The sequence below is a fragment of the Pseudomonas sp. Arb-4-2C genome (assembly GCF_055755015.1).
Genome location: NZ_CM146899.1, coordinates 3652566 through 3668893, shown reverse-complemented (window position 1 = coordinate 3668893; position 16328 = coordinate 3652566). Strand labels below are relative to the sequence as shown.

At 60.0% G+C, this 16328-nt stretch carries 18 protein-coding genes and 1 pseudogene; 8 read left to right on the top strand and 11 right to left on the bottom strand.

Features of this window, described 5'->3' with window-relative positions:
- Nucleotides 1–19 precede the first annotated feature (19 nt).
- Entirely contained in the window at nucleotides 20–235 is a 216-nt protein-coding gene (locus AC0J41_RS16445) for a hypothetical protein (RefSeq protein WP_081794889.1), read from the top strand.
- Nucleotides 236–559: 324 nt separating this feature from the next.
- Here the strand turns inward: AC0J41_RS16445 and AC0J41_RS16440 are convergent, their stop codons facing one another.
- The 7 genes from AC0J41_RS16440 to AC0J41_RS16410 all read right to left on the bottom strand — a co-directional run bounded on the left by AC0J41_RS16440 (nucleotide 560) and on the right by AC0J41_RS16410 (nucleotide 7188).
- Nucleotides 560–1345 carry a transporter substrate-binding domain-containing protein gene (locus tag AC0J41_RS16440; protein ID WP_473013044.1) on the bottom strand — a complete coding sequence of 262 codons (786 nt, stop codon included), beginning with the start codon at nucleotides 1343–1345 and terminating at the stop codon, nucleotides 560–562.
- A gap of 58 nt (nucleotides 1346–1403) precedes the next feature.
- A complete protein-coding gene (gene copD / locus AC0J41_RS16435) occupies nucleotides 1404–2273 on the bottom strand; it encodes a copper homeostasis membrane protein CopD (RefSeq protein ID WP_473013043.1) in 870 nt (289 codons plus the stop codon).
- A gap of 3 nt (nucleotides 2274–2276) precedes the next feature.
- Nucleotides 2277–2651, bottom strand: a complete 375-nt coding sequence (gene copC, locus AC0J41_RS16430) for a copper homeostasis periplasmic binding protein CopC (protein WP_473013042.1) — start codon at nucleotides 2649–2651, stop codon at nucleotides 2277–2279.
- 31 nt (nucleotides 2652–2682) lie between these two features.
- Nucleotides 2683–3549, bottom strand: coding sequence for a copper resistance protein B (locus tag AC0J41_RS16425; RefSeq protein WP_473013041.1), 867 nt, complete (start codon nucleotides 3547–3549; stop codon nucleotides 2683–2685).
- A gap of 11 nt (nucleotides 3550–3560) precedes the next feature.
- Nucleotides 3561–5267, bottom strand: a complete 1707-nt coding sequence (locus AC0J41_RS16420) for a copper resistance system multicopper oxidase (RefSeq protein WP_473013040.1) — start codon at nucleotides 5265–5267, stop codon at nucleotides 3561–3563.
- A gap of 53 nt (nucleotides 5268–5320) precedes the next feature.
- A complete protein-coding gene (locus tag AC0J41_RS16415) occupies nucleotides 5321–6592 on the bottom strand; it encodes a hypothetical protein (protein ID WP_473013039.1) in 1272 nt (423 codons plus the stop codon).
- Nucleotides 6593–6717: 125 nt separating this feature from the next.
- Nucleotides 6718–7188 (bottom strand): hypothetical protein, encoded by a 471-nt coding sequence (locus AC0J41_RS16410; RefSeq protein WP_025111155.1) that lies wholly within the window; start codon nucleotides 7186–7188, stop codon nucleotides 6718–6720.
- A gap of 165 nt (nucleotides 7189–7353) precedes the next feature.
- Between AC0J41_RS16410 and AC0J41_RS16405 the strand changes: the two genes are divergently transcribed.
- From AC0J41_RS16405 to AC0J41_RS16390, 4 genes and pseudogenes are all read left to right on the top strand, one after another.
- Nucleotides 7354–8019 (top strand): ribonuclease T2, encoded by a 666-nt coding sequence (locus AC0J41_RS16405; RefSeq protein ID WP_025111158.1) that lies wholly within the window; start codon nucleotides 7354–7356, stop codon nucleotides 8017–8019.
- A gap of 141 nt (nucleotides 8020–8160) precedes the next feature.
- Nucleotides 8161–8361: pseudogene (locus AC0J41_RS16400) on the top strand (PAAR domain-containing protein); the annotation flags it as partial.
- A gap of 265 nt (nucleotides 8362–8626) precedes the next feature.
- Nucleotides 8627–9115: a hypothetical protein gene (locus tag AC0J41_RS16395; protein WP_473013038.1), complete on the top strand. Its 489-nt coding sequence runs from the start codon at nucleotides 8627–8629 to the stop codon at nucleotides 9113–9115.
- Nucleotides 9116–9390: 275 nt separating this feature from the next.
- Nucleotides 9391–10959: a sensor domain-containing diguanylate cyclase gene (locus AC0J41_RS16390; RefSeq protein ID WP_473013037.1), complete on the top strand. Its 1569-nt coding sequence runs from the start codon at nucleotides 9391–9393 to the stop codon at nucleotides 10957–10959.
- Nucleotides 10960–11042: 83 nt separating this feature from the next.
- Here AC0J41_RS16390 and AC0J41_RS16385 read toward each other — a convergent pair whose 3' ends face one another.
- Both AC0J41_RS16385 and AC0J41_RS16380 read right to left on the bottom strand, forming a co-directional pair.
- Entirely contained in the window at nucleotides 11043–11348 is a 306-nt protein-coding gene (locus AC0J41_RS16385) for a hypothetical protein (RefSeq protein WP_025111161.1), read from the bottom strand.
- An 89-nt stretch (nucleotides 11349–11437) separates the two neighbouring features.
- Nucleotides 11438–12022: a GNAT family N-acetyltransferase gene (locus tag AC0J41_RS16380; RefSeq protein ID WP_473013036.1), complete on the bottom strand. Its 585-nt coding sequence runs from the start codon at nucleotides 12020–12022 to the stop codon at nucleotides 11438–11440.
- Between the two features lie 127 nt (nucleotides 12023–12149).
- Between AC0J41_RS16380 and AC0J41_RS16375 the strand changes: the two genes are divergently transcribed.
- The gene (locus AC0J41_RS16375; protein WP_473013035.1) at nucleotides 12150–12944 is read left to right on the top strand and encodes an exodeoxyribonuclease III; all 795 of its coding nucleotides are present in this window, start codon (nucleotides 12150–12152) and stop codon (nucleotides 12942–12944) included.
- 100 nt (nucleotides 12945–13044) lie between these two features.
- Nucleotides 13045–13872, top strand: coding sequence for an arylamine N-acetyltransferase family protein (locus AC0J41_RS16370; RefSeq protein WP_473013034.1), 828 nt, complete (start codon nucleotides 13045–13047; stop codon nucleotides 13870–13872).
- Nucleotides 13873–13874: 2 nt separating this feature from the next.
- Here the strand turns inward: AC0J41_RS16370 and AC0J41_RS16365 are convergent, their stop codons facing one another.
- Complete coding sequence (locus tag AC0J41_RS16365) at nucleotides 13875–14207, bottom strand: BrnA antitoxin family protein (protein ID WP_473013033.1); 333 nt, start codon at nucleotides 14205–14207, stop codon at nucleotides 13875–13877.
- Nucleotides 14208–14210: 3 nt separating this feature from the next.
- Nucleotides 14211–14495: a BrnT family toxin gene (locus AC0J41_RS16360; RefSeq protein WP_473013032.1), complete on the bottom strand. Its 285-nt coding sequence runs from the start codon at nucleotides 14493–14495 to the stop codon at nucleotides 14211–14213.
- Nucleotides 14496–14749: 254 nt separating this feature from the next.
- Between AC0J41_RS16360 and AC0J41_RS16355 the strand changes: the two genes are divergently transcribed.
- Nucleotides 14750–16276 carry a nucleobase:cation symporter-2 family protein gene (locus tag AC0J41_RS16355; RefSeq protein WP_473013031.1) on the top strand — a complete coding sequence of 509 codons (1527 nt, stop codon included), beginning with the start codon at nucleotides 14750–14752 and terminating at the stop codon, nucleotides 16274–16276.
- Nucleotides 16277–16328: the final 52 nt, after the last annotated feature.

The window sequence follows — 16328 nt, the reverse complement described above, 5'->3', positions numbered from 1 at the left end:
TCCCAAGGGGAGCCGTACCATGCGCACCAATGTCGTCAAAGTGCTGTTGATCGCTGCAGCTGTCTCGGTATTGAGTGCCTGTTCGGGCTCCGGTGGGTTGACCACCACCAGTTGTTTTTCCTCGGATTGCCAATCGCCGGAGGGGCGCACTAATGCAACGACCCTCAAGTTTGGTGGCAACAGTATTGGTAGCAGCTTGAACCAATACAGCTCCGGGATGTTGCATGACGACTGAATGCCGATCAGTCAAGCGAACTCAATGCTCAAGCAACGAAGATCAATGGTGGGAGCGGGCTTGCTCGCGAAGACGTCGGCCCCGCAAACATTGATCTTGACTGCCACATCGCTTTCGCGAGCAAGCCCGCTCCCACAGGGGATCTGCGCTTAACTGATCGGCGTTAGCCCATCTCGGACGCCTTTTTTGTGCCTGCCGCGTTACTGGTAGTGCTTGAAGAGCCCCATCATTTTCTTTCTGAAGTAACGGGTGTCGGCTTCAGAACTGGCGCTATCGTCCGGACCGCCGCGCCGGACAGCCAAGCCAGTGCAGCGCTGAAAACGCTTACTGCGGCACAGCCAACCACTCGCCAATGACCTTCTGATAAGCGCCGGTGACTTTGCTCAGGTGCAGCCACTGATCGACATACAGTTTCCAACTGATGTCATCGCGCGGCAGCAGGTAAGCCTTCTCGCCGTACTGCATGTACTGGTGCGGATTCACCGCGCACAAACCGGGTTTGAGTTTCTGCTGGTACAGCGCTTCGGAGGCGTCGGTAATCATCACGTCAGCCTTGTTGTCGAGCAGTTGCTGGAAGATCGTCACGTTGTCGTGCAGCGCCAGTTGTGCCTTGGGCAGAAAGGCGTGGACGAAGGCTTCGTTGGTGCCGCCGGCTGGTTCAACGAGGCGCACGTTGGGCTGGTTGATCTGCTCAATGGTCTGGTATTTGGCCTGATCGGCGCAGCGCACCAAAGGGATCTTGCCGTCGCTGTCGAGGGTGTTGCTGAAGTAGGCTTTTTTCTGCCGCTCCAGCGTGACCGAGATGCCGCCCATGCCGATGTCGCACTTGCCGGCCTGCATGTCCGGCATCAGGGTTTTCCAGGTGGTCTGCACCCATTCGACTTTGACCCCGAGGCTGTCGGCCAGCGAGCGCGCCATGGCGATGTCGATGCCTTCGAAGTCGCCGTCGGTGCGCTTGAAGGTGTAGGGCTTGTAGTCGCCGGTGGTGCAGACGCGCAGTTGGCCTTGTTGCTGGATGCTGTCGAGGTGCGAAGGCGTTTCCTCGGCCTGAACGCCCGCGGCCAAGCTCAGCGCAGCGCAAAGGATCAGGGTGCTTTTTAGAGTTGTCATCGAAATCGGGCTTCTGCAGAGGACGGTGAGCCAGTGTAGTGAAAGGCCTTCCCGGGTGTCATCCCGCGTCCGGACTCAACGTGCCGAGCCACGCCACCAGGGCGACGATCAGCAGGGCCATGCCCAGCTCCAGCAGCACGCTGCGTCTGAGCGCATTCGCCGCGACGAGGTGCTGCCCATCGCGTACTGACCGCTCCAGCGCAGGCCCTAGATGAAAGCGGTTCAGCGCGGCCAGCACCAGCATCCCGGCAAACAGCAGAACCTTGATCGCCAGCAATATTCCGTAGGTGCCGGGCAGCACGTCATTCAGCCTGGGGCCGACGATGAACAGGTAATTCACCACGCCGGTTATCGAGAGCGTCAGCACTATCGCCGCGCCGACCCATTCGAAGCGTTTCACGGCATCAATCAGCACGCGAATACGTATTTCGTCCACGCGCCCGTGCGCCAGCAACACCAGCGCCAACATGCCCCCCAACCATGCACCCGCCGCCAGCAAATGGAAGATGTCGCTGAGGAAATGCCAGGCCCGCAGCAGCCCCTCATCCATCGCCCCGTGTCCGCTCCACGCGAGGGAGGCGAGGGCGATCGCTCCGGCAATAGACGTGATCCAGAAAACCGGCCGGATCAGCACCACGATCAGCGCCACCAGGCGCACCACCCACGCCGCCCCGACATCCGTTTCCAGCAGCATCATCTGCAGGTGCGGCCACAGCGCGGCGAGTTCGATTTCGCCGCTCATGGCGCTAGTCATCAGCAGCAATCCGCCCACTGACAGCAGCCCCCCGAGCAACGCCAGCCCACGCAACATCCGGCCAAACCGCAGGACGGCATTACTGCTGTACAGCGCAAACGAAGCGACTCCGAACAACAGCAGCAAATCCACATACAACGCCAGACGCAGGATGATGTTGCTCAGCTCGATCATCGCTCACTGCACTTTGAACGTGACGTTGCCGGTGATCGGGTGTGTGTCAGACGACACCGCGCGCCACTCGACTTTGTAGGTGCCGGCAGGCAGCGGGTCGAGCGGGGTGACGAGCATGGTTTTCGGGTCGCTGCCGGCGCTGACCCTGGCCTTCATCGGCATCGGCGAATGGGCCATGCCGGGCATCTCGGTCATCACCAGTTTGGCGCCGGAAAACCGGGCCAGCAGGTTCTCGGAAAAGTGCAGTTCGATTTTGCCGGGTGCTGCGCCGTCGGCGCCTTCGGCCGGGGTCGACGACAGCAGTTTCGGGTGGGCCTGGGCGAGGGTGCTCAAGAGCAATCCGCTGGCGAGTACAAGGGTGATAGTCAACGTGCGCATGCAAGACCTCTGGGTTATTGGCTAATGGAATTCAGAACCACATCCGCACACCGAGCACGAGGCGCGCTTCGCTGCGATCCTCGCCTTCTTCGCGGGCGTAATCGGCGGTGTTGCCGTAGGTGCGGTTCCACGTCACGCCGATGTACGGCGCAAATTCGCGGCGGATTTCATAACGCAGGCGCAGGCCGGCTTCGGTGTTCGACAGACCGGAGCCGAGACCCCTTTGCGGGTCGTTTTTGCCGTAGACGTTGAGTTCGGCGGTGGGCTGCAGGATCAAACGGTTGGTCAACAGAATGTCGTAGTCGCCCTCCAGCCGCAGCGCGCTTTGCCCGCCCTCGCCGATAAACGCGGTGGCCTCGGCCTCGAAGTTGTACAGCGCCATGCCCTGCAAACCGAACGCGGCCCAGGTTTGCGGCGCGCCGGGTTTGAAGTCCTGGCGCACGCCGCTGACCACGTCCCACCACGGCGAAATGGCGTGGCCCCACAAGGCCTGGAACTCGGCGTCTTCAATCTTGCCCTTGCTGCGTTCGCCTTCGGAGCGCAGCCACAGGCGATCGATGTCGCCGCCAATCCAGCCGGACAGATCCCAAGCGAGCGCGCTGCCGTCAGCGGCGTCCTGCCATTCGAGTTTGTCGGCGAGGAAGTAGCCGTTGATTGCGCTGTCGTGTACCTGATGGCCGCCGGGGCTTGTGAACACCGCGGCGCGGTCGGCGTCGGTCAGCACCGGGATCGGTGTGCGGCTTTCGGTGGGCGCGGCGGGCTGCATCATGCCGTCGTCCATGCTTTGCATCGAGTGATCCATGCCGGACATCTGGCTGTGATCCATGCCCGGCATGTCGTTGGCCGCCATGGCGCCAGTGCCGATGAGCAACACGCAGAGCGCTGCGATTGGAGTCATGATCGGCCCCTTCATTCTTCCACCCGCACTTCGCGGAACATGCCCATTTCCATGTGATAGAGCAGATGGCAGTGATAGGCCCAGCGGCCCAATGCATCGGCCGTCATCCGGTAACTGCGGCGGGTGCCGGGCGGCATGTCGATGGTGTGTTTGCGCACCTGGAAGTCGCCGTTTTGGTCTTCCAGATCGCTCCACATGCCGTGCAGGTGGATGGGGTGAGTCATCATCGTGTCGTTGACCAGCACCAGGCGAATGCGCTCGCCGTACGTGAGGCGCAGCGGCTCGGCGTCGGAGAACTTGATGCCGTTGAACGACCAGGCGAACTTCTCCATGTGCCCGGTCAGGTGCAGCTCGACCGTGCGGCCGGGGTCGCGGCCATCCGGGTCTTCGAAGGTGCTGCGCAGGTCGGCGTAGGTCAGCACGCGGCGACCGTTGTTGCGCAGCCCCAGGCCTGGGTCATCGAGTTTGGGCGCGGTGCTCATGGCTTGCATGTCCACCAGCGGATTGTCTTTCTCGCTGGCGGGGTGCGATTGCATCGGGCCCATCGCCGAGTGATCCATGCCCGCCATGTCGCGCATGTCCATCGAGCCGTGATCCATACCGCCCATGCCCATGTCGTCCATGGTCACCAACGGACGTGGGTCCAGCGCAGGCACCGGGGCTGACATACCGGCGCGCGTGGCCAGGGTGGCGCGGGCGTAACCCGTGCGGTCCATGGCCTGGGCGAACAGGGTGTGGGCCTCGGCGGCGGGTTCGACGATCACGTCGTAGGTTTCCGCCACCGCGATGCGCAGCTCATCGACGCTGACCGGTTTGACGTGCAGACCATCGGCGGCGACCACGGTCATTTTCAGTCCGGGAATGCGCACGTCGAAGTAGGTCATGGCCGAGCCATTGATCAGGCGCAGGCGCAGTTTTTCGCCGGGGCGAAACAGTCCGGTCCAGTTGGCGTCGGGAGCGTGGCCGTTGATCAGGAAGGTGTAGGTGGCGCCACTGACGTCAGCGATGTCAGTGGGGTTCATCTTCATTTCGGCCCACATGGTGCGGTCGGCGACGGTGGCGCCCCAGCCTTTTTCGCTGACGTCGTCGATGAAATCGCCGACGGTGCGCTTGTGGTAGTTGTAGTAGTCGGACTGCTTTTTCAGCGTCTTCATCAGGCTGACCGGGTCTTCGTCGGTCCAGTCGCTGAGCATCACCACGTAGTCGCGGTCGTACTGGAACGGCTCCGGCTCCTTGGCGTCGATCACCAGCGGCCCGTAGACCCCGGCCTGTTCCTGCAACCCGGAATGGCTGTGATACCAGTAGGTGCCGTGCTGCCGCACCTTGAATTGGTAGACGTACACGCCGCCCGGTTCGATGCCATGGAAACTCAGCCCCGGCACGCCGTCCATGTTGGCCGGCAGCAGGATGCCGTGCCAGTGAATCGAGGTGCTGTCCTTGAGCCGGTTGCGCACCCGCAGCGTCACCGTGTCGCCCTCGCGCCAGCGCAGCAGCGGTCCGGGCAGGCTGCCATTGATGGTCAGCGCGGTGCGTGGGCTGCCGGTGAAGTTGACCGGGGTTTCGCCGATGAACAGCTCGAACTCACTGCCGCTCAGTTCAGTGATCGGCCCCGGCCCGCTCAGCGCCCAGACCGGCGCGCGCCACAGGCCGAGGCCGCCGAGCAGGCCGCTGGCGGCAAGACCTTTGACGAAGGTGCGTCTTGAAGTGTTGGAAGGCATGCGCTGGAAGTCCCCGTTTGACACATGACGGGGAGGCTAACCAGCGCTGGCTTTCAGTTGGCTGAGAGGGGGATTACAGTTTTGACAGGTTCAGCCGTCTGCTCACTCAAGCGTTTGAACTCCAGCGCTCGTGGTGATGCGTGAATGGGTTTTAAAACAGCTGAGCGCAAATGCTCCCAGCCCAGAACGTGCTCTGCGTGCTGTTGCCAGGTGAGCGCACGTGCAAGCCCGGGGCGCCATGGTTTTTGGGTCACTTTGCTGCTGCGTGTGGCGATGCAGAAACCTGTGTAGCGAGGCAGGTCGTACAGGTTCAAGCGCAACAAATCTCTGCTGCACAACAGCAAAATGTCGCCGAAGGCGAACAACGGAAATGCCGTGACTTCGATCTTTTTCTTGTCAATGAGTGTGGTGCGCCACTGTCTGTTATCCACATCGCTCAGGCTGATGTTTTCATCCAGAATGAAACGCGCCGGCATTTGACGGATAGCCAGATTTCCGGCGGCTGCGTAGGTGATGCTCGGCATTGCCCCGGGCCATGCCGCAAGATACATGCTGAACAACGCCAGAGCTGCCGTGATTCCATAAGCAATACGCGCGAAGACATGGCCTTTACTGATGTAAAAGATGAAAACAGGGAAGAGACTGAAAGTAAGCGTGCCAAGGGAAAACAGCCCAACAGCTGATACAGCTTCAGTCGTATCTTCGCCGACGTAAGTGGTGATGATCAGCAAGGTGGGAAGTGAGGCGCATAGAACGGTAAAGCCGACGATACCACCGACAATGGCTCGAAAGACTTCTTTCTTCCAGTTCACCCATCCTTCGGTATTTTCGTTGAAAATCTCACGAAAGGGCTTGATCAGGAAAAGCGCGAAGTAGACGAGCAGGGTTACCCCAAAAACAATCAGCATCGAATATCCGGCACTGAGTTTGTTTGAGAACCTGAACAGCAGAATGGTGAAAGTGCAGAAACCAAAAAACAGCGGAAGCACCAACCAGCTTGCGATCCGACTGTGTCTGTCGGGGATCTTATCGAACATCGAGACGGTGATGCCGTAGAGCAGGGCGCTGGAAGATAGGACGATCAGGTAACTCACCATAATCAGCACGATCAGTAGAAGCCAGATGGCAAGCGCTGACTTGGCATCGCTACCGGCCAGAAAAAGGTCTGTACGGCCAATCGCACGCGTGTAGGCGTACAACCCAAGGATCGCCAGCCCTGCACCGAGAAAGCCCAGTGTGACGGTGATCTGGCTCCAGTAATCAAGAACCCGTTTGAAATTGCGTTTAAAGAACTGCGTAAGCGTCGTTACTGTCAAGGCATCCATGCGGTCAGATTTTCCATCGGGTTCGGTTAGTGGTCCTGTAACGACAAACGGCCAGAATTCTTTAGGAAATCTGGCCGTTGAGTGTGGCGGATCGAGCACTCAATCTTGATGGTGACAGGGAATACCTAAAGCCCCAGACCTTCCTGCACCACCTGCAACAGGTTGTTCTCGGTCAGCGCAATCGCATCCAGCTCCTGACCGGTTTCAACCGTCTGCAACCACCAATGACTTTCGTGGTGTTCATCGACGGTGCGCAGCAGATAGGTGTTGCGCTCGGGCAGGGTGATCTGCACGCGCCCGGCGCCGTCCTCGGTAAAACGCGCGATGGGATCAAATGTCAGGGTTTGATCGTTGGCTTCTATCACCAGTTGGTCGATCGCGTAATCGTGGCTTTCGCCATCGGGCGAGCTTTCGCAAACGTGGGTCGGATTGCGGCGGATTTTCAGGCCGACTTCGGTGACTGGCTGCAGCCAGGCCTCGATGCGGTGGTACAGGTCATAGACCTGCGCCGGCCAGCAATCGATCTCCAGCGCGGCATCCGCATGGGCGTGCCGGGTTTGCTTGAGTTTGGCGGCCAGTTCGTCTGCTTTACTCATTTCGGATCCCTTGGTTTGATGTCTGCCTGTTAATCGTAGACCTTTCAACGGCGTACGGCGTTGTCTTGCGTCATGCGCTTGCAACACAAGCATGTCGAAATCAGCGCTGGCCAAATCTGGCCAGGATCGAAAACCACGGACGCAGGCGTCCCAAGGAGCGGGTACATGAAAAAACTGTTTACAATTCTGGCGCTGATCGCGCTGACGGCCGGTAGCATCGGCTTGAGTTCGGCGCGTCAGTCGCACGCCAGCAAAGTGCAAACGGAAGCGGTAGCGGGGCAGTTCGATTACTACCTGCTGACGTTGTCCTGGTCACCGACGTTCTGCCTGACCCATAAAGATGACGTGCAATGTTCCGGCAAGGGCTACGGCTTCGTGCTGCACGGTTTGTGGCCGCAATACGCCAACGGCGGCTGGCCGGAATCCTGCCCGCCGCTGACCACGCTGTCGGCGGCGGAAACGACCAAAGGCCTGACGTTGTTCCCGACCAAGAAACTGCTCGACCACGAATGGTCCAAGCACGGCACCTGCAGCGGTCTGGGCGCGATGGGGTATCTGGACGAAGCGGACAAAGCCGTCGGCGCGGTGAAAATCCCCCAAGAGCTGCAACCGTTCAGCAATTCCTACTACTTTGAAGCCCAGGAAATCGCCGACCTGTTCCGCAAGGCCAACCCGGGGATTCCAGCGGATGGTATCGCGGTAGTCTGCAGCGGTCCGGAACTGTCGGAAGTGCGGGTGTGCATGGGCAAGGATCTGCAGTTCGGCGCGTGCGGCAAGGGCGTGAAAACGCAGTGCCGGGCGGGGGATATCCGGGTGCCGCCGTCGCGTTGATGTCGTCAGCGGTTTCCACGAATAGAAAAAAAGGCGCCCGATCGGGCGCCTTTTTTTGTGAAGGTTTGAAGCTCCTGAAAAATTCACGCATGCTTGCGCCCCATCAAAAGGATGACCCCGCAACACTGCAAGGAGCTGTTCATGAGCGGAAAACCCGCCGCCCGCGTCACTGATCCAACCGCCTGCCCACTCCCGGTACACGGCACCAATCCGATTGCCAATGGCTCCCCGAATGTAAATTTTGATGGTCTGGCGGCTGCGCGGATGACTGATAAATCAGCGTGCGGTAGCCCCATTACTGGCGGCGTTTCCTCGACGGTGTTGATCAATGGCTTGAACGCCCCGATCCGATTGCTGCCGACTGGATCAATGTCAAAGCGATGCCAACTAAAAGAGATTCGTCAGATGGGGTCGCTGATTTTGGTGAAAAGTGGCTTATCTCCTGCGGCCCTTCATTGAACGTCAATGTAGACACAAATCATGCAAATGCATTGGGGTTGTTTACTGCCCGTATTGCCGGGAGCAAGTCGGCAGGCGATATGCTTTTTGATTCAATCATGAAGGAGTTTCCATGATGTAAAGGCTACTCCTTTGCGGTTTACTCGCTATGTGCTCTGGTTGTGCGAAGGACCACGTAAAGCCTCCCGCAAACCTGAGCTTCGAGTCTGTGGAAAGAGAAAAGTCGCTGCTCTACCTCATCCGTTATCAGTCAGACGTTGATGTGTTGGATCTTTTTGGTCGCGGAGAGCGAGTCGGGATGATTTCGGGCATGCTTCATTGCGCCTTGGCGGATGATCATGATTTCTCAGTAGGCAAAGCCATACAGTTTTCCGCATCCGGTTTGATACGGTCGGATAAAAATGAAGACAGGAAGGCAAAGTTTTCCTGCTTCACCCGCGCATTCCTGAGTGAAACCTCCAGCAACCGAAGTTCTGAAAGAAATCTGTCAGCAACAGAACTGAACCAGCTTCTCGCCAACAAACAACAAATTCCCTGCAAAGTCGTCGTCACCGCCTACGGCTACAAACCCTACTACTCAAACTCCATGAACATCCCGGTCGCAGACCTGCTGCGGGAAATCAACAAACCCCTTTAGCTGTAACGGGTGCCCCGCGCGATTGCCCTGCGCAGGTACGCGAGGGCGATCCGCAAAGCGCGATCCGTGGCTTGAGCAATCGCCGCTGATCACGCGCAAAACGGCAACTGAAAATAAATCGCCGCGCAGCGTTCATCCAAATCCCTCACGCGCCGATACAACTGGGCAGGAATGTGTTGGCGCTGCGGTTTGCCGTGCGCATTCCGGTGGGCTACGCTCACGAAAAGTAAGGGTTTCGGGCTGCCGCCCCTGTCGTACCTGCCCAGGACACGTTTTTGCCAATCCCCATTCACGACCCGCATCAGACTCCCGGCACGCTTAAACGCCTGCCGCTGCGCAAGGCGGCAGCGCTGTTCATCGTTGCGGTGTGCCTGTGCCTGTCCGGCTTGCTTTATTTGCAGCTGGAACAGACGCGGCGCCAGGATCTGGCGAACGCGCAGATCGCCTCCACCAACCTGACCCGGGCCATGGCGCAGCAGGCCGAAGACACGTTTCTGGCCGCCGACCTGGTGCTTACCAGTCTGGCCGACTGGGTCGAGGATGATGGTTACGGTGCCGCGCAACGACCGCGCCTGCAAAAGACCTTCGCCCGTCGGGTGCAGCAACTGGAACAACTGCACGGCATGTTCCTGTTCGACCGCGAGGGCCAGTGGGTGATTACCTCGTTTCCCGACTTGCCCCGTGGCGACGGCGTGGCCGACCGCGAATACTTCAAGTTTCACCAGCAGAACGTCTCCACCGTGGCGCACATCGGCCCGGCGATTCGCAGCCGCAAGAATGGCGAGTGGATTATCCCTATCTCGAAACGCATCAATGACCGTGCCGGCAATTTTCAGGGTGTGCTGATGGCCGGGATCAAGATGGCGTACTTCGACCGGTTCTTCAAAAGCTTCAGCCTCGATGACAACGGCATCATGTTTCTCGGTCTCAAGGACGGCACCCTGCTGGCGCGGCGGCCGTTTGACGAAAGCCTGATCGGTTCATCGCTGGCGCGAGGCAGGATTTATCAGAAACTGCTGCCTGAAGCCCCGGCCGGCACCGCGATGATCCGGTCGGTGGTTGATGGCGTGGTGCGTTTGTACGGCTACCGGCAGTTGGCGTCGTACCCGCTGGTGGTCGCGGCGGCGTCATCGCGCGACACGATACTCAAGGGTTGGTATGAGCGGGCCTTTCAGTCCAGCGTGATCGTTGCGCTGGTGATCCTTGGCGTCGGATTGTTTGGCTGGGTGTTCATTCATCAGGTGCGCGACGGCGAGCGCATCGAGAGAAATCTGCGCAAGGCGCAACGGGCGCTGGAGCAGATCGCTACCCACGACAGCCTGACGGGGCTCGCCAATCGGAGATTGTTCGAGCGTTCGCTGGAGATCGAGTTTGCCCGCGGTGCACGGCAGTCGAGCCCGGTCGGCCTGATCATGCTCGATATCGATTTCTTCAAGCGCTACAACGATGCCTACGGGCATGTGGCGGGCGACCATTGCCTGACTCAGGTGGCCCAGGTGTTGAAAAATTGCTGCCAGCGCAAGGCCGACCTCGCGGTGCGTTACGGAGGCGAGGAGTTCGCGGTGCTGCTGCCGGACACTGACATCAACGGCGCGCTGGCGATTGCCGGGCAGATTCGTCGCAGCGTGATGGACAAGCGCATCACCCACAGCGGTTCGCCGACCGGGTATCTGACGGTGAGCCTGGGCTGTTACTCGTTCATTCCCAGCGGCAATGACAGCCTGGAAGTATTTATCCAGCGCGCCGACGCGGCGTTGTACCAGGCGAAAAATGCCGGGCGCAATCGCGCGGCGGTGTTGTCGCTGGACGCAGGCTTCGCCGAGCTGATTCGTTCGGATCGCTGAAGCATCCAGGCTTTAACTGTGCGAGGTGAGTGCGCTCCCTCGCACAGGATGTGTTCTCATCACCAACCGTCACGCCGGTTCATTCAGCTGCCCGAGCCACCGCCCGCGCCGCCAGTCCCCCCGCCCGCCGCACCGGTGCCGCCGCCAGCTCCCGAGCCCGAACCCATGGCGCCGCCGTTGGTGCCAGTGCCATTGCCCGAACCGGGGCTGCCAGCGCTGTTACTGCCGGCCGGCGCGCCCGGGGTATTGTCCGGTGGCTTGGGCGTGCTTTTGTTGACATCGGGGTTGGTGCCGGAGGTGGCGGAACTGTCGTTGGCCGCGAAGCTGGCAGCCGAGGCGCTGGCGAGCAGGCCGGCGAGCAACAAAGAGGTGAGTGTGCGCATTGTCATGTTACGTCTCCAGAAAGGGTCGGTTACCTGACTTTGGTCTGACAGCGCTCGCCGTTGGTGCCGATTGGCTGACGAGCGGTTACCGAAATTCAGCGTCGCTCGTCAGCCAGTTTCTGCTCCAGCGCCAGTCGTACCTGCGGCCACTCGTCATCGATGATGCTGAAGCGCACCGAGTTGCGCTTGCGCCCGTCCGGCATGATCCGCTCGTGGCGCACGATGCCTTCCTGCTGCGCACCGAGGCGTAAAATCGCATTGCGTGACTTCTGGTTGTTCTCGTCGGTGGTGAACTGCACCCGCACGCAGTCGAGCACTTCGAAGGCATGGCGCAGCATCAGATACTTGGCTTCGGTGTTGACGAAGGATTTCTGCCAGCGCGCCGAGATCCAGCTGCTGCCGATTTCCAGTTTGCGATTGAGCGGATCGATCTTCCAGAAACGCGTCGAGCCGATCACTTCGCCGCTATCCTTCAACACAATCACAAACGGCATGACAGTGCCTGCGTCGCGGCCGTCGAGGGCTTTTTTCAGGTAGCTGTCGACGGTGCTCGCCGACGGCACCACGGTGACGGTGAGGTTCCACAGCTCGCCGTCGGCGGCAGCGTGGAGCAGGGCGTCGGCGTCGCTGTACTGAAGCGGGCGCAGAAGGATGCGCGGGCCTTGCAGCGTGATGGGCATGGGGTCGGGTCTCGGCAGGTCAGGCGGATGGCGAGTGCCTATTACGCCGCAGCCAGCCGATCCGATGCAACCACCGTCGCCAGCCCAAGGTCACAATTTTCACACCTTGTTCGCCGGAGCCTGGCCGATGAAAAACCTGCGGATTGCCACCTTCAACGTCAACGGCCTGCGCGCACGATTGCCGAACCTGCTGGCGTGGCTTAAGCGCGAGCAACCGGACATCGCGTGTCTGCAGGAACTCAAGTCGGTGGACAGCGCATTCCCCGCCGCCGAGCTGGAGGCGGCCGGTTACGGCGCGATCTGGCACGGTCAGGCGTCATGGAACGGGGTGGCGATCCTCGCCCGCGATGCGCAACCGCTGGAGAGTCGTCGTGGCCTGCCGGGCGATCCCGAGGACAAGCACAGCCGTTATCTGGAGGCGGCGGTGCACGGTGTGCTGGTCGGGTGCCTGTACCTGCCCAACGGCAACCCGCAACCGGGGCCGAAGTTCGACTACAAACTGGCCTGGTTCGAACGCCTGATCCGCTACGCGAAAGACCTGCAAAGCAGCGATCATCCGGTGGTGCTGGCCGGTGATTACAACGTGGTGCCTACCGACATGGACATCTACAACACCCGCTCCTGGCTCAAGGATGCGTTGCTGCAACCCGAGAGCCGTGAGTGTTATCAGCGGTTGCTGGCGCAGGGTTGGACCGATTCGTTGCGCCACCTGTATCCGGAGGATCGTCTCTACACGTTTTGGGATTACTTCCGCCAGCATTGGCAAACCAACTCCGGCCTGCGCATCGATCATCTGCTGCTTAACCCTGCACTCAGTCCGTATCTGCACGAGGCCGGGGTTGACGCGTGGGTGCGTAACGAGCCGCACGCCAGCGACCATGCCCCGACCTGGATTCGCATCGGTTCACGCAAGCGGCGATAGTCTTGATTGGCGAAATCAATTGTCGGAGTCCGGGGGCGATCCCGTATACATGTCGGCCATCGGCGCAGCGATCCGCGGCCACATGCAAAAGGACTGAGCAATGAGCGAGTCACGTCTGGCGAATCCGGCGTTGTACCTGCAACGCCTGGGGTTCGACGCTCCACCGGCACCGACCCTTGAAACCTTGCGGCAATTACAGTTGCGCCATACCGGGGTCTTTTCCTTCGAGAATCTGTCGACGATCACGGGTGCACCGGTGTTGATCGATCTGCCATCCGTCGAGCAGAAAGTTCTACACCATGGCCGGGGCGGCTACTGCTATGAACTGAACAACCTGTTTCTGGCGCTATTGCTGGAATTGGGTTTCGACGCCCGTGGCATCTCGGGGCGGGTGGTCTTGGCGCAACCCGAAGGCACGTGGACGGCGCGTACTCATCGCTTGAGTCTGGTGATTATCGACGGCGAGCGCTATATCACCGATGTCGGCTTCGGCGGCATGGTGCCAACCGCGCCGCTGCGTCTTGATACCGAAGCTGAACAGCCGACACCGCACGAGTCTTACCGTATCGAGAAACAGGCCGACGGTTACATGCTGCGTGCCAATGTCGCGGGCGAGTGGCGTTCGATGTACCTGTTCGACCTGCAACGCCAGGAGGACATCGATTACACCCTCGGCAACTGGTACGTCTCGACCCATCCCGAGTCACCGTTTGCCAAGCGCCTGATGATCGCGCGTACTGGTGATGGCTGGCGCCGGACACTGAACAACGGCAGCTTCGCGATTCATCGCATGGGCGCCGAGAGTGAGCGGCGCGAGGTGGCAGATGTCGATGAACTGATTGCAGTGCTGGAGCAGGAGTTTGATCTGCGTGTGCCAGACCAGCCGCACGTGCGCCAGTCGCTGGCGCGGATGCTCGTGCCTGGCTGATTTCAGGGTTTGGCTTCCGGCTCCAGTACCCGGCGGATTTCCCCGACCGCCGCCGACAGCTTTTTTTCCAGACTCTTGAGGTCGGCGGCGGTAATCCCCTGCTTGAATTGCCCGACGTGGGGCAAGGCGTCCTGCTGCGGGTTGCTTTCAGCCTCCAGCAGGGCATGGCGCAGGGTGTTGTTGATCACCGTCTGATAACCGAACCCTTCGTTTTCCGCCACGCTGCGGGCCGCTTCGATGACGGTGTCGTCGAGCATGATGGTGATGCGGGTCTTGCCCTTGTTGGGCGCCAGGGCACCGCGTTTGCCCTGCGAGAAATCGTATTCGTCTTTCATCAGTCAAGCCTCCAGAAGGTAAGCGCAACGTTCGCTCGGTGTGGCGACACGTGCAGAAATGATTCGAACGACATTGGCTTCGCGATAGCTGTACGCAACCACCAGCAAACGCCCTTTGCCGTCGAGACCGAGGGTGATCCAGCGCTGTTCGTCATGGTCGTTGTCCTCGATCGTCAGAGCGCGTTCGTCGTGAAAGACCGGCTCGGTCTCGGCAAGGCTGACGCCCCTGTGCTTGAGTTTGTTGGCTGCGTTCTTGCTTTTGTCGAACTGAATCTGGAATGACTTCATTATGCATACTTTATATGTATAAAAAAGAGCGACGGTGCACCGCTGGTCGCCATGAACACTTCAGCCTGGTGCGATAGAAACCGGGGGCAGGAGGGGATGTGTTGCCGGATCTGTGGGCGATGGAGAAGGCGAGATAGAAGGTTGGGTGGCTACCTATCCATTATGTGACTGATAAGTTGTATACAACTCTATGGACATTTGTCACGAGTATTGAATACAGTGTGCGCATAACAAAAACCAGGGAACCCCCCACCATGAAAACGCCCCATGTTTCACACCAACGGCCCGAGGACGAAAATCTCGGGGTCGGCGCGAATATGGCTTACGGCCTGCAACATGTTTTGACCATGTATGGCGGTATCGTCGCGGTGCCACTGATCATCGGTCAGGCAGCCGGGCTGTCGCCGGCGGACATTGGTCTGTTGATTGCTGCTTCATTGTTTGCGGGGGGGCTGGCGACACTGCTGCAAACCCTGGGTCTACCGTTTTTTGGCTGTCAGTTGCCGCTGGTACAGGGTGTGTCGTTCTCGGGTGTGGCGACCATGGTCGCGATCGTCAGCAGTGGCGGGGAGGGCGGCTTCCAGTCGGTGCTGGGCGCGGTGATTGCCGCCTCCCTGATCGGCTTGCTGATCACGCCGGTGTTCTCGCGAATCACCAAGTTCTTCCCGCCGTTGGTGACCGGCATCGTGATCACCACCATCGGCCTGACGCTGATGCCGGTGGCCGCACGCTGGGCCATGGGTGGCAACAGCCACGCGCCGGATTTCGGCAGCATGCAGAACATCGGTCTGGCGGCCGTCACGCTGGTGCTGGTGTTGCTGTTGAGCAAGGTCGGCAGCTCGACCATCTCCCGTCTGTCGATCCTGTTGGCCATGGTGATCGGCACGATTCTGGCGGTGTTCCTTGGCATGGCGGACTTCTCCGGTGTCACGCAAGGGCCGATGTTCGGCTTCCCCACACCGTTCCACTTCGGCATGCCGACCTTTCACTTCGCTGCCATCCTGTCGATGTGCATTGTGGTCATGGTGACCCTGGTGGAAACCTCGGCGGATATTCTCGCAGTCGGTGAAATCATCGGCACCAAGGTCGACTCCAAGCGCCTGGGCAATGGTCTGCGCGCAGACATGCTGTCGAGCATGTTTGCACCGATCTTCGGTTCGTTCACTCAGAGCGCGTTCGCCCAGAACGTCGGGCTGGTGGCGGTGACCGGGATCAAGAGCCGTTATGTGGTGGCCACCGGCGGTATCTTCCTGGTGATTCTCGGCCTGCTGCCGTTCATGGGCCGGGTGATTGCGGCGGTGCCGACTTCGGTGCTGGGCGGCGCCGGTGTCGTGCTGTTCGGCACCGTGGCGGCGAGCGGGATTCGCACGCTGTCGAAGGTGGATTACCGCAACAACGTCAACCTGATCATCGTCGCGACTTCGATCGGCTTCGGCATGATCCCGATTGCCGCGCCGAACTTCTACGATCATTTCCCAAGCTGGTTCGCGACCATTTTCCATTCGGGCATCAGTTCGTCGGCGATCATGGCGATCGTGCTGAACCTGACCTTCAACCACTTCACTGCCGGCAACTCGGATCAGCAATCGGTGTTTGCTGCGGCGGAAGAGCGGACCTTGCGTTATCGCGATCTGGCGGCGCTGCGTGAAGGTGATTACTTCAGCGATGGCAAGCTGCACGATTGCGATGGCAATGAAGTGCCGGTGATCGAGGTCGATTCGGATCATGATCATGGTCACGGTGCGCCGAAGCCCCACGTGAAGAGCAGCGAACACGTCTGATTGCTGAGGGTATGAAAAAGGCCGATCTGGGGACCGATCGGCCTTTTACGTT

Excerpts from the sequence above, each read along its gene's own strand:
- AC0J41_RS16395 (WP_473013038.1), top strand. The coding sequence starts at position 8,627 with ATGTGCTCTGGTTGTGCGAAGGACCACGTAAAGCCTCCCGCAAACCTG.
- AC0J41_RS16415 (WP_473013039.1), bottom strand. The coding sequence starts at position 6,592 with ATGGATGCCTTGACAGTAACGACGCTTACGCAGTTCTTTAAACGCAAT.
- AC0J41_RS16380 (WP_473013036.1), bottom strand. The coding sequence starts at position 12,022 with ATGCCCATCACGCTGCAAGGCCCGCGCATCCTTCTGCGCCCGCTTCAG.
- AC0J41_RS16385 (WP_025111161.1), bottom strand. The coding sequence starts at position 11,348 with ATGACAATGCGCACACTCACCTCTTTGTTGCTCGCCGGCCTGCTCGCC.
- AC0J41_RS16440 (WP_473013044.1), bottom strand. The coding sequence starts at position 1,345 with ATGACAACTCTAAAAAGCACCCTGATCCTTTGCGCTGCGCTGAGCTTG.
- AC0J41_RS16425 (WP_473013041.1), bottom strand. The coding sequence starts at position 3,549 with ATGACTCCAATCGCAGCGCTCTGCGTGTTGCTCATCGGCACTGGCGCC.
- AC0J41_RS16405 (WP_025111158.1), top strand. The coding sequence starts at position 7,354 with ATGAAAAAACTGTTTACAATTCTGGCGCTGATCGCGCTGACGGCCGGT.
- copC (WP_473013042.1), bottom strand. The coding sequence starts at position 2,651 with ATGCGCACGTTGACTATCACCCTTGTACTCGCCAGCGGATTGCTCTTG.
- AC0J41_RS16365 (WP_473013033.1), bottom strand. The coding sequence starts at position 14,207 with ATGAAAGACGAATACGATTTCTCGCAGGGCAAACGCGGTGCCCTGGCG.
- AC0J41_RS16420 (WP_473013040.1), bottom strand. The coding sequence starts at position 5,267 with ATGCCTTCCAACACTTCAAGACGCACCTTCGTCAAAGGTCTTGCCGCC.
- AC0J41_RS16360 (WP_473013032.1), bottom strand. The coding sequence starts at position 14,495 with ATGAAGTCATTCCAGATTCAGTTCGACAAAAGCAAGAACGCAGCCAAC.
- AC0J41_RS16445 (WP_081794889.1), top strand. The coding sequence starts at position 20 with ATGCGCACCAATGTCGTCAAAGTGCTGTTGATCGCTGCAGCTGTCTCG.
- AC0J41_RS16370 (WP_473013034.1), top strand. The coding sequence starts at position 13,045 with ATGAGCGAGTCACGTCTGGCGAATCCGGCGTTGTACCTGCAACGCCTG.
- AC0J41_RS16375 (WP_473013035.1), top strand. The coding sequence starts at position 12,150 with ATGAAAAACCTGCGGATTGCCACCTTCAACGTCAACGGCCTGCGCGCA.
- copD (WP_473013043.1), bottom strand. The coding sequence starts at position 2,273 with ATGATCGAGCTGAGCAACATCATCCTGCGTCTGGCGTTGTATGTGGAT.
- AC0J41_RS16355 (WP_473013031.1), top strand. The coding sequence starts at position 14,750 with ATGAAAACGCCCCATGTTTCACACCAACGGCCCGAGGACGAAAATCTC.
- AC0J41_RS16410 (WP_025111155.1), bottom strand. The coding sequence starts at position 7,188 with ATGAGTAAAGCAGACGAACTGGCCGCCAAACTCAAGCAAACCCGGCAC.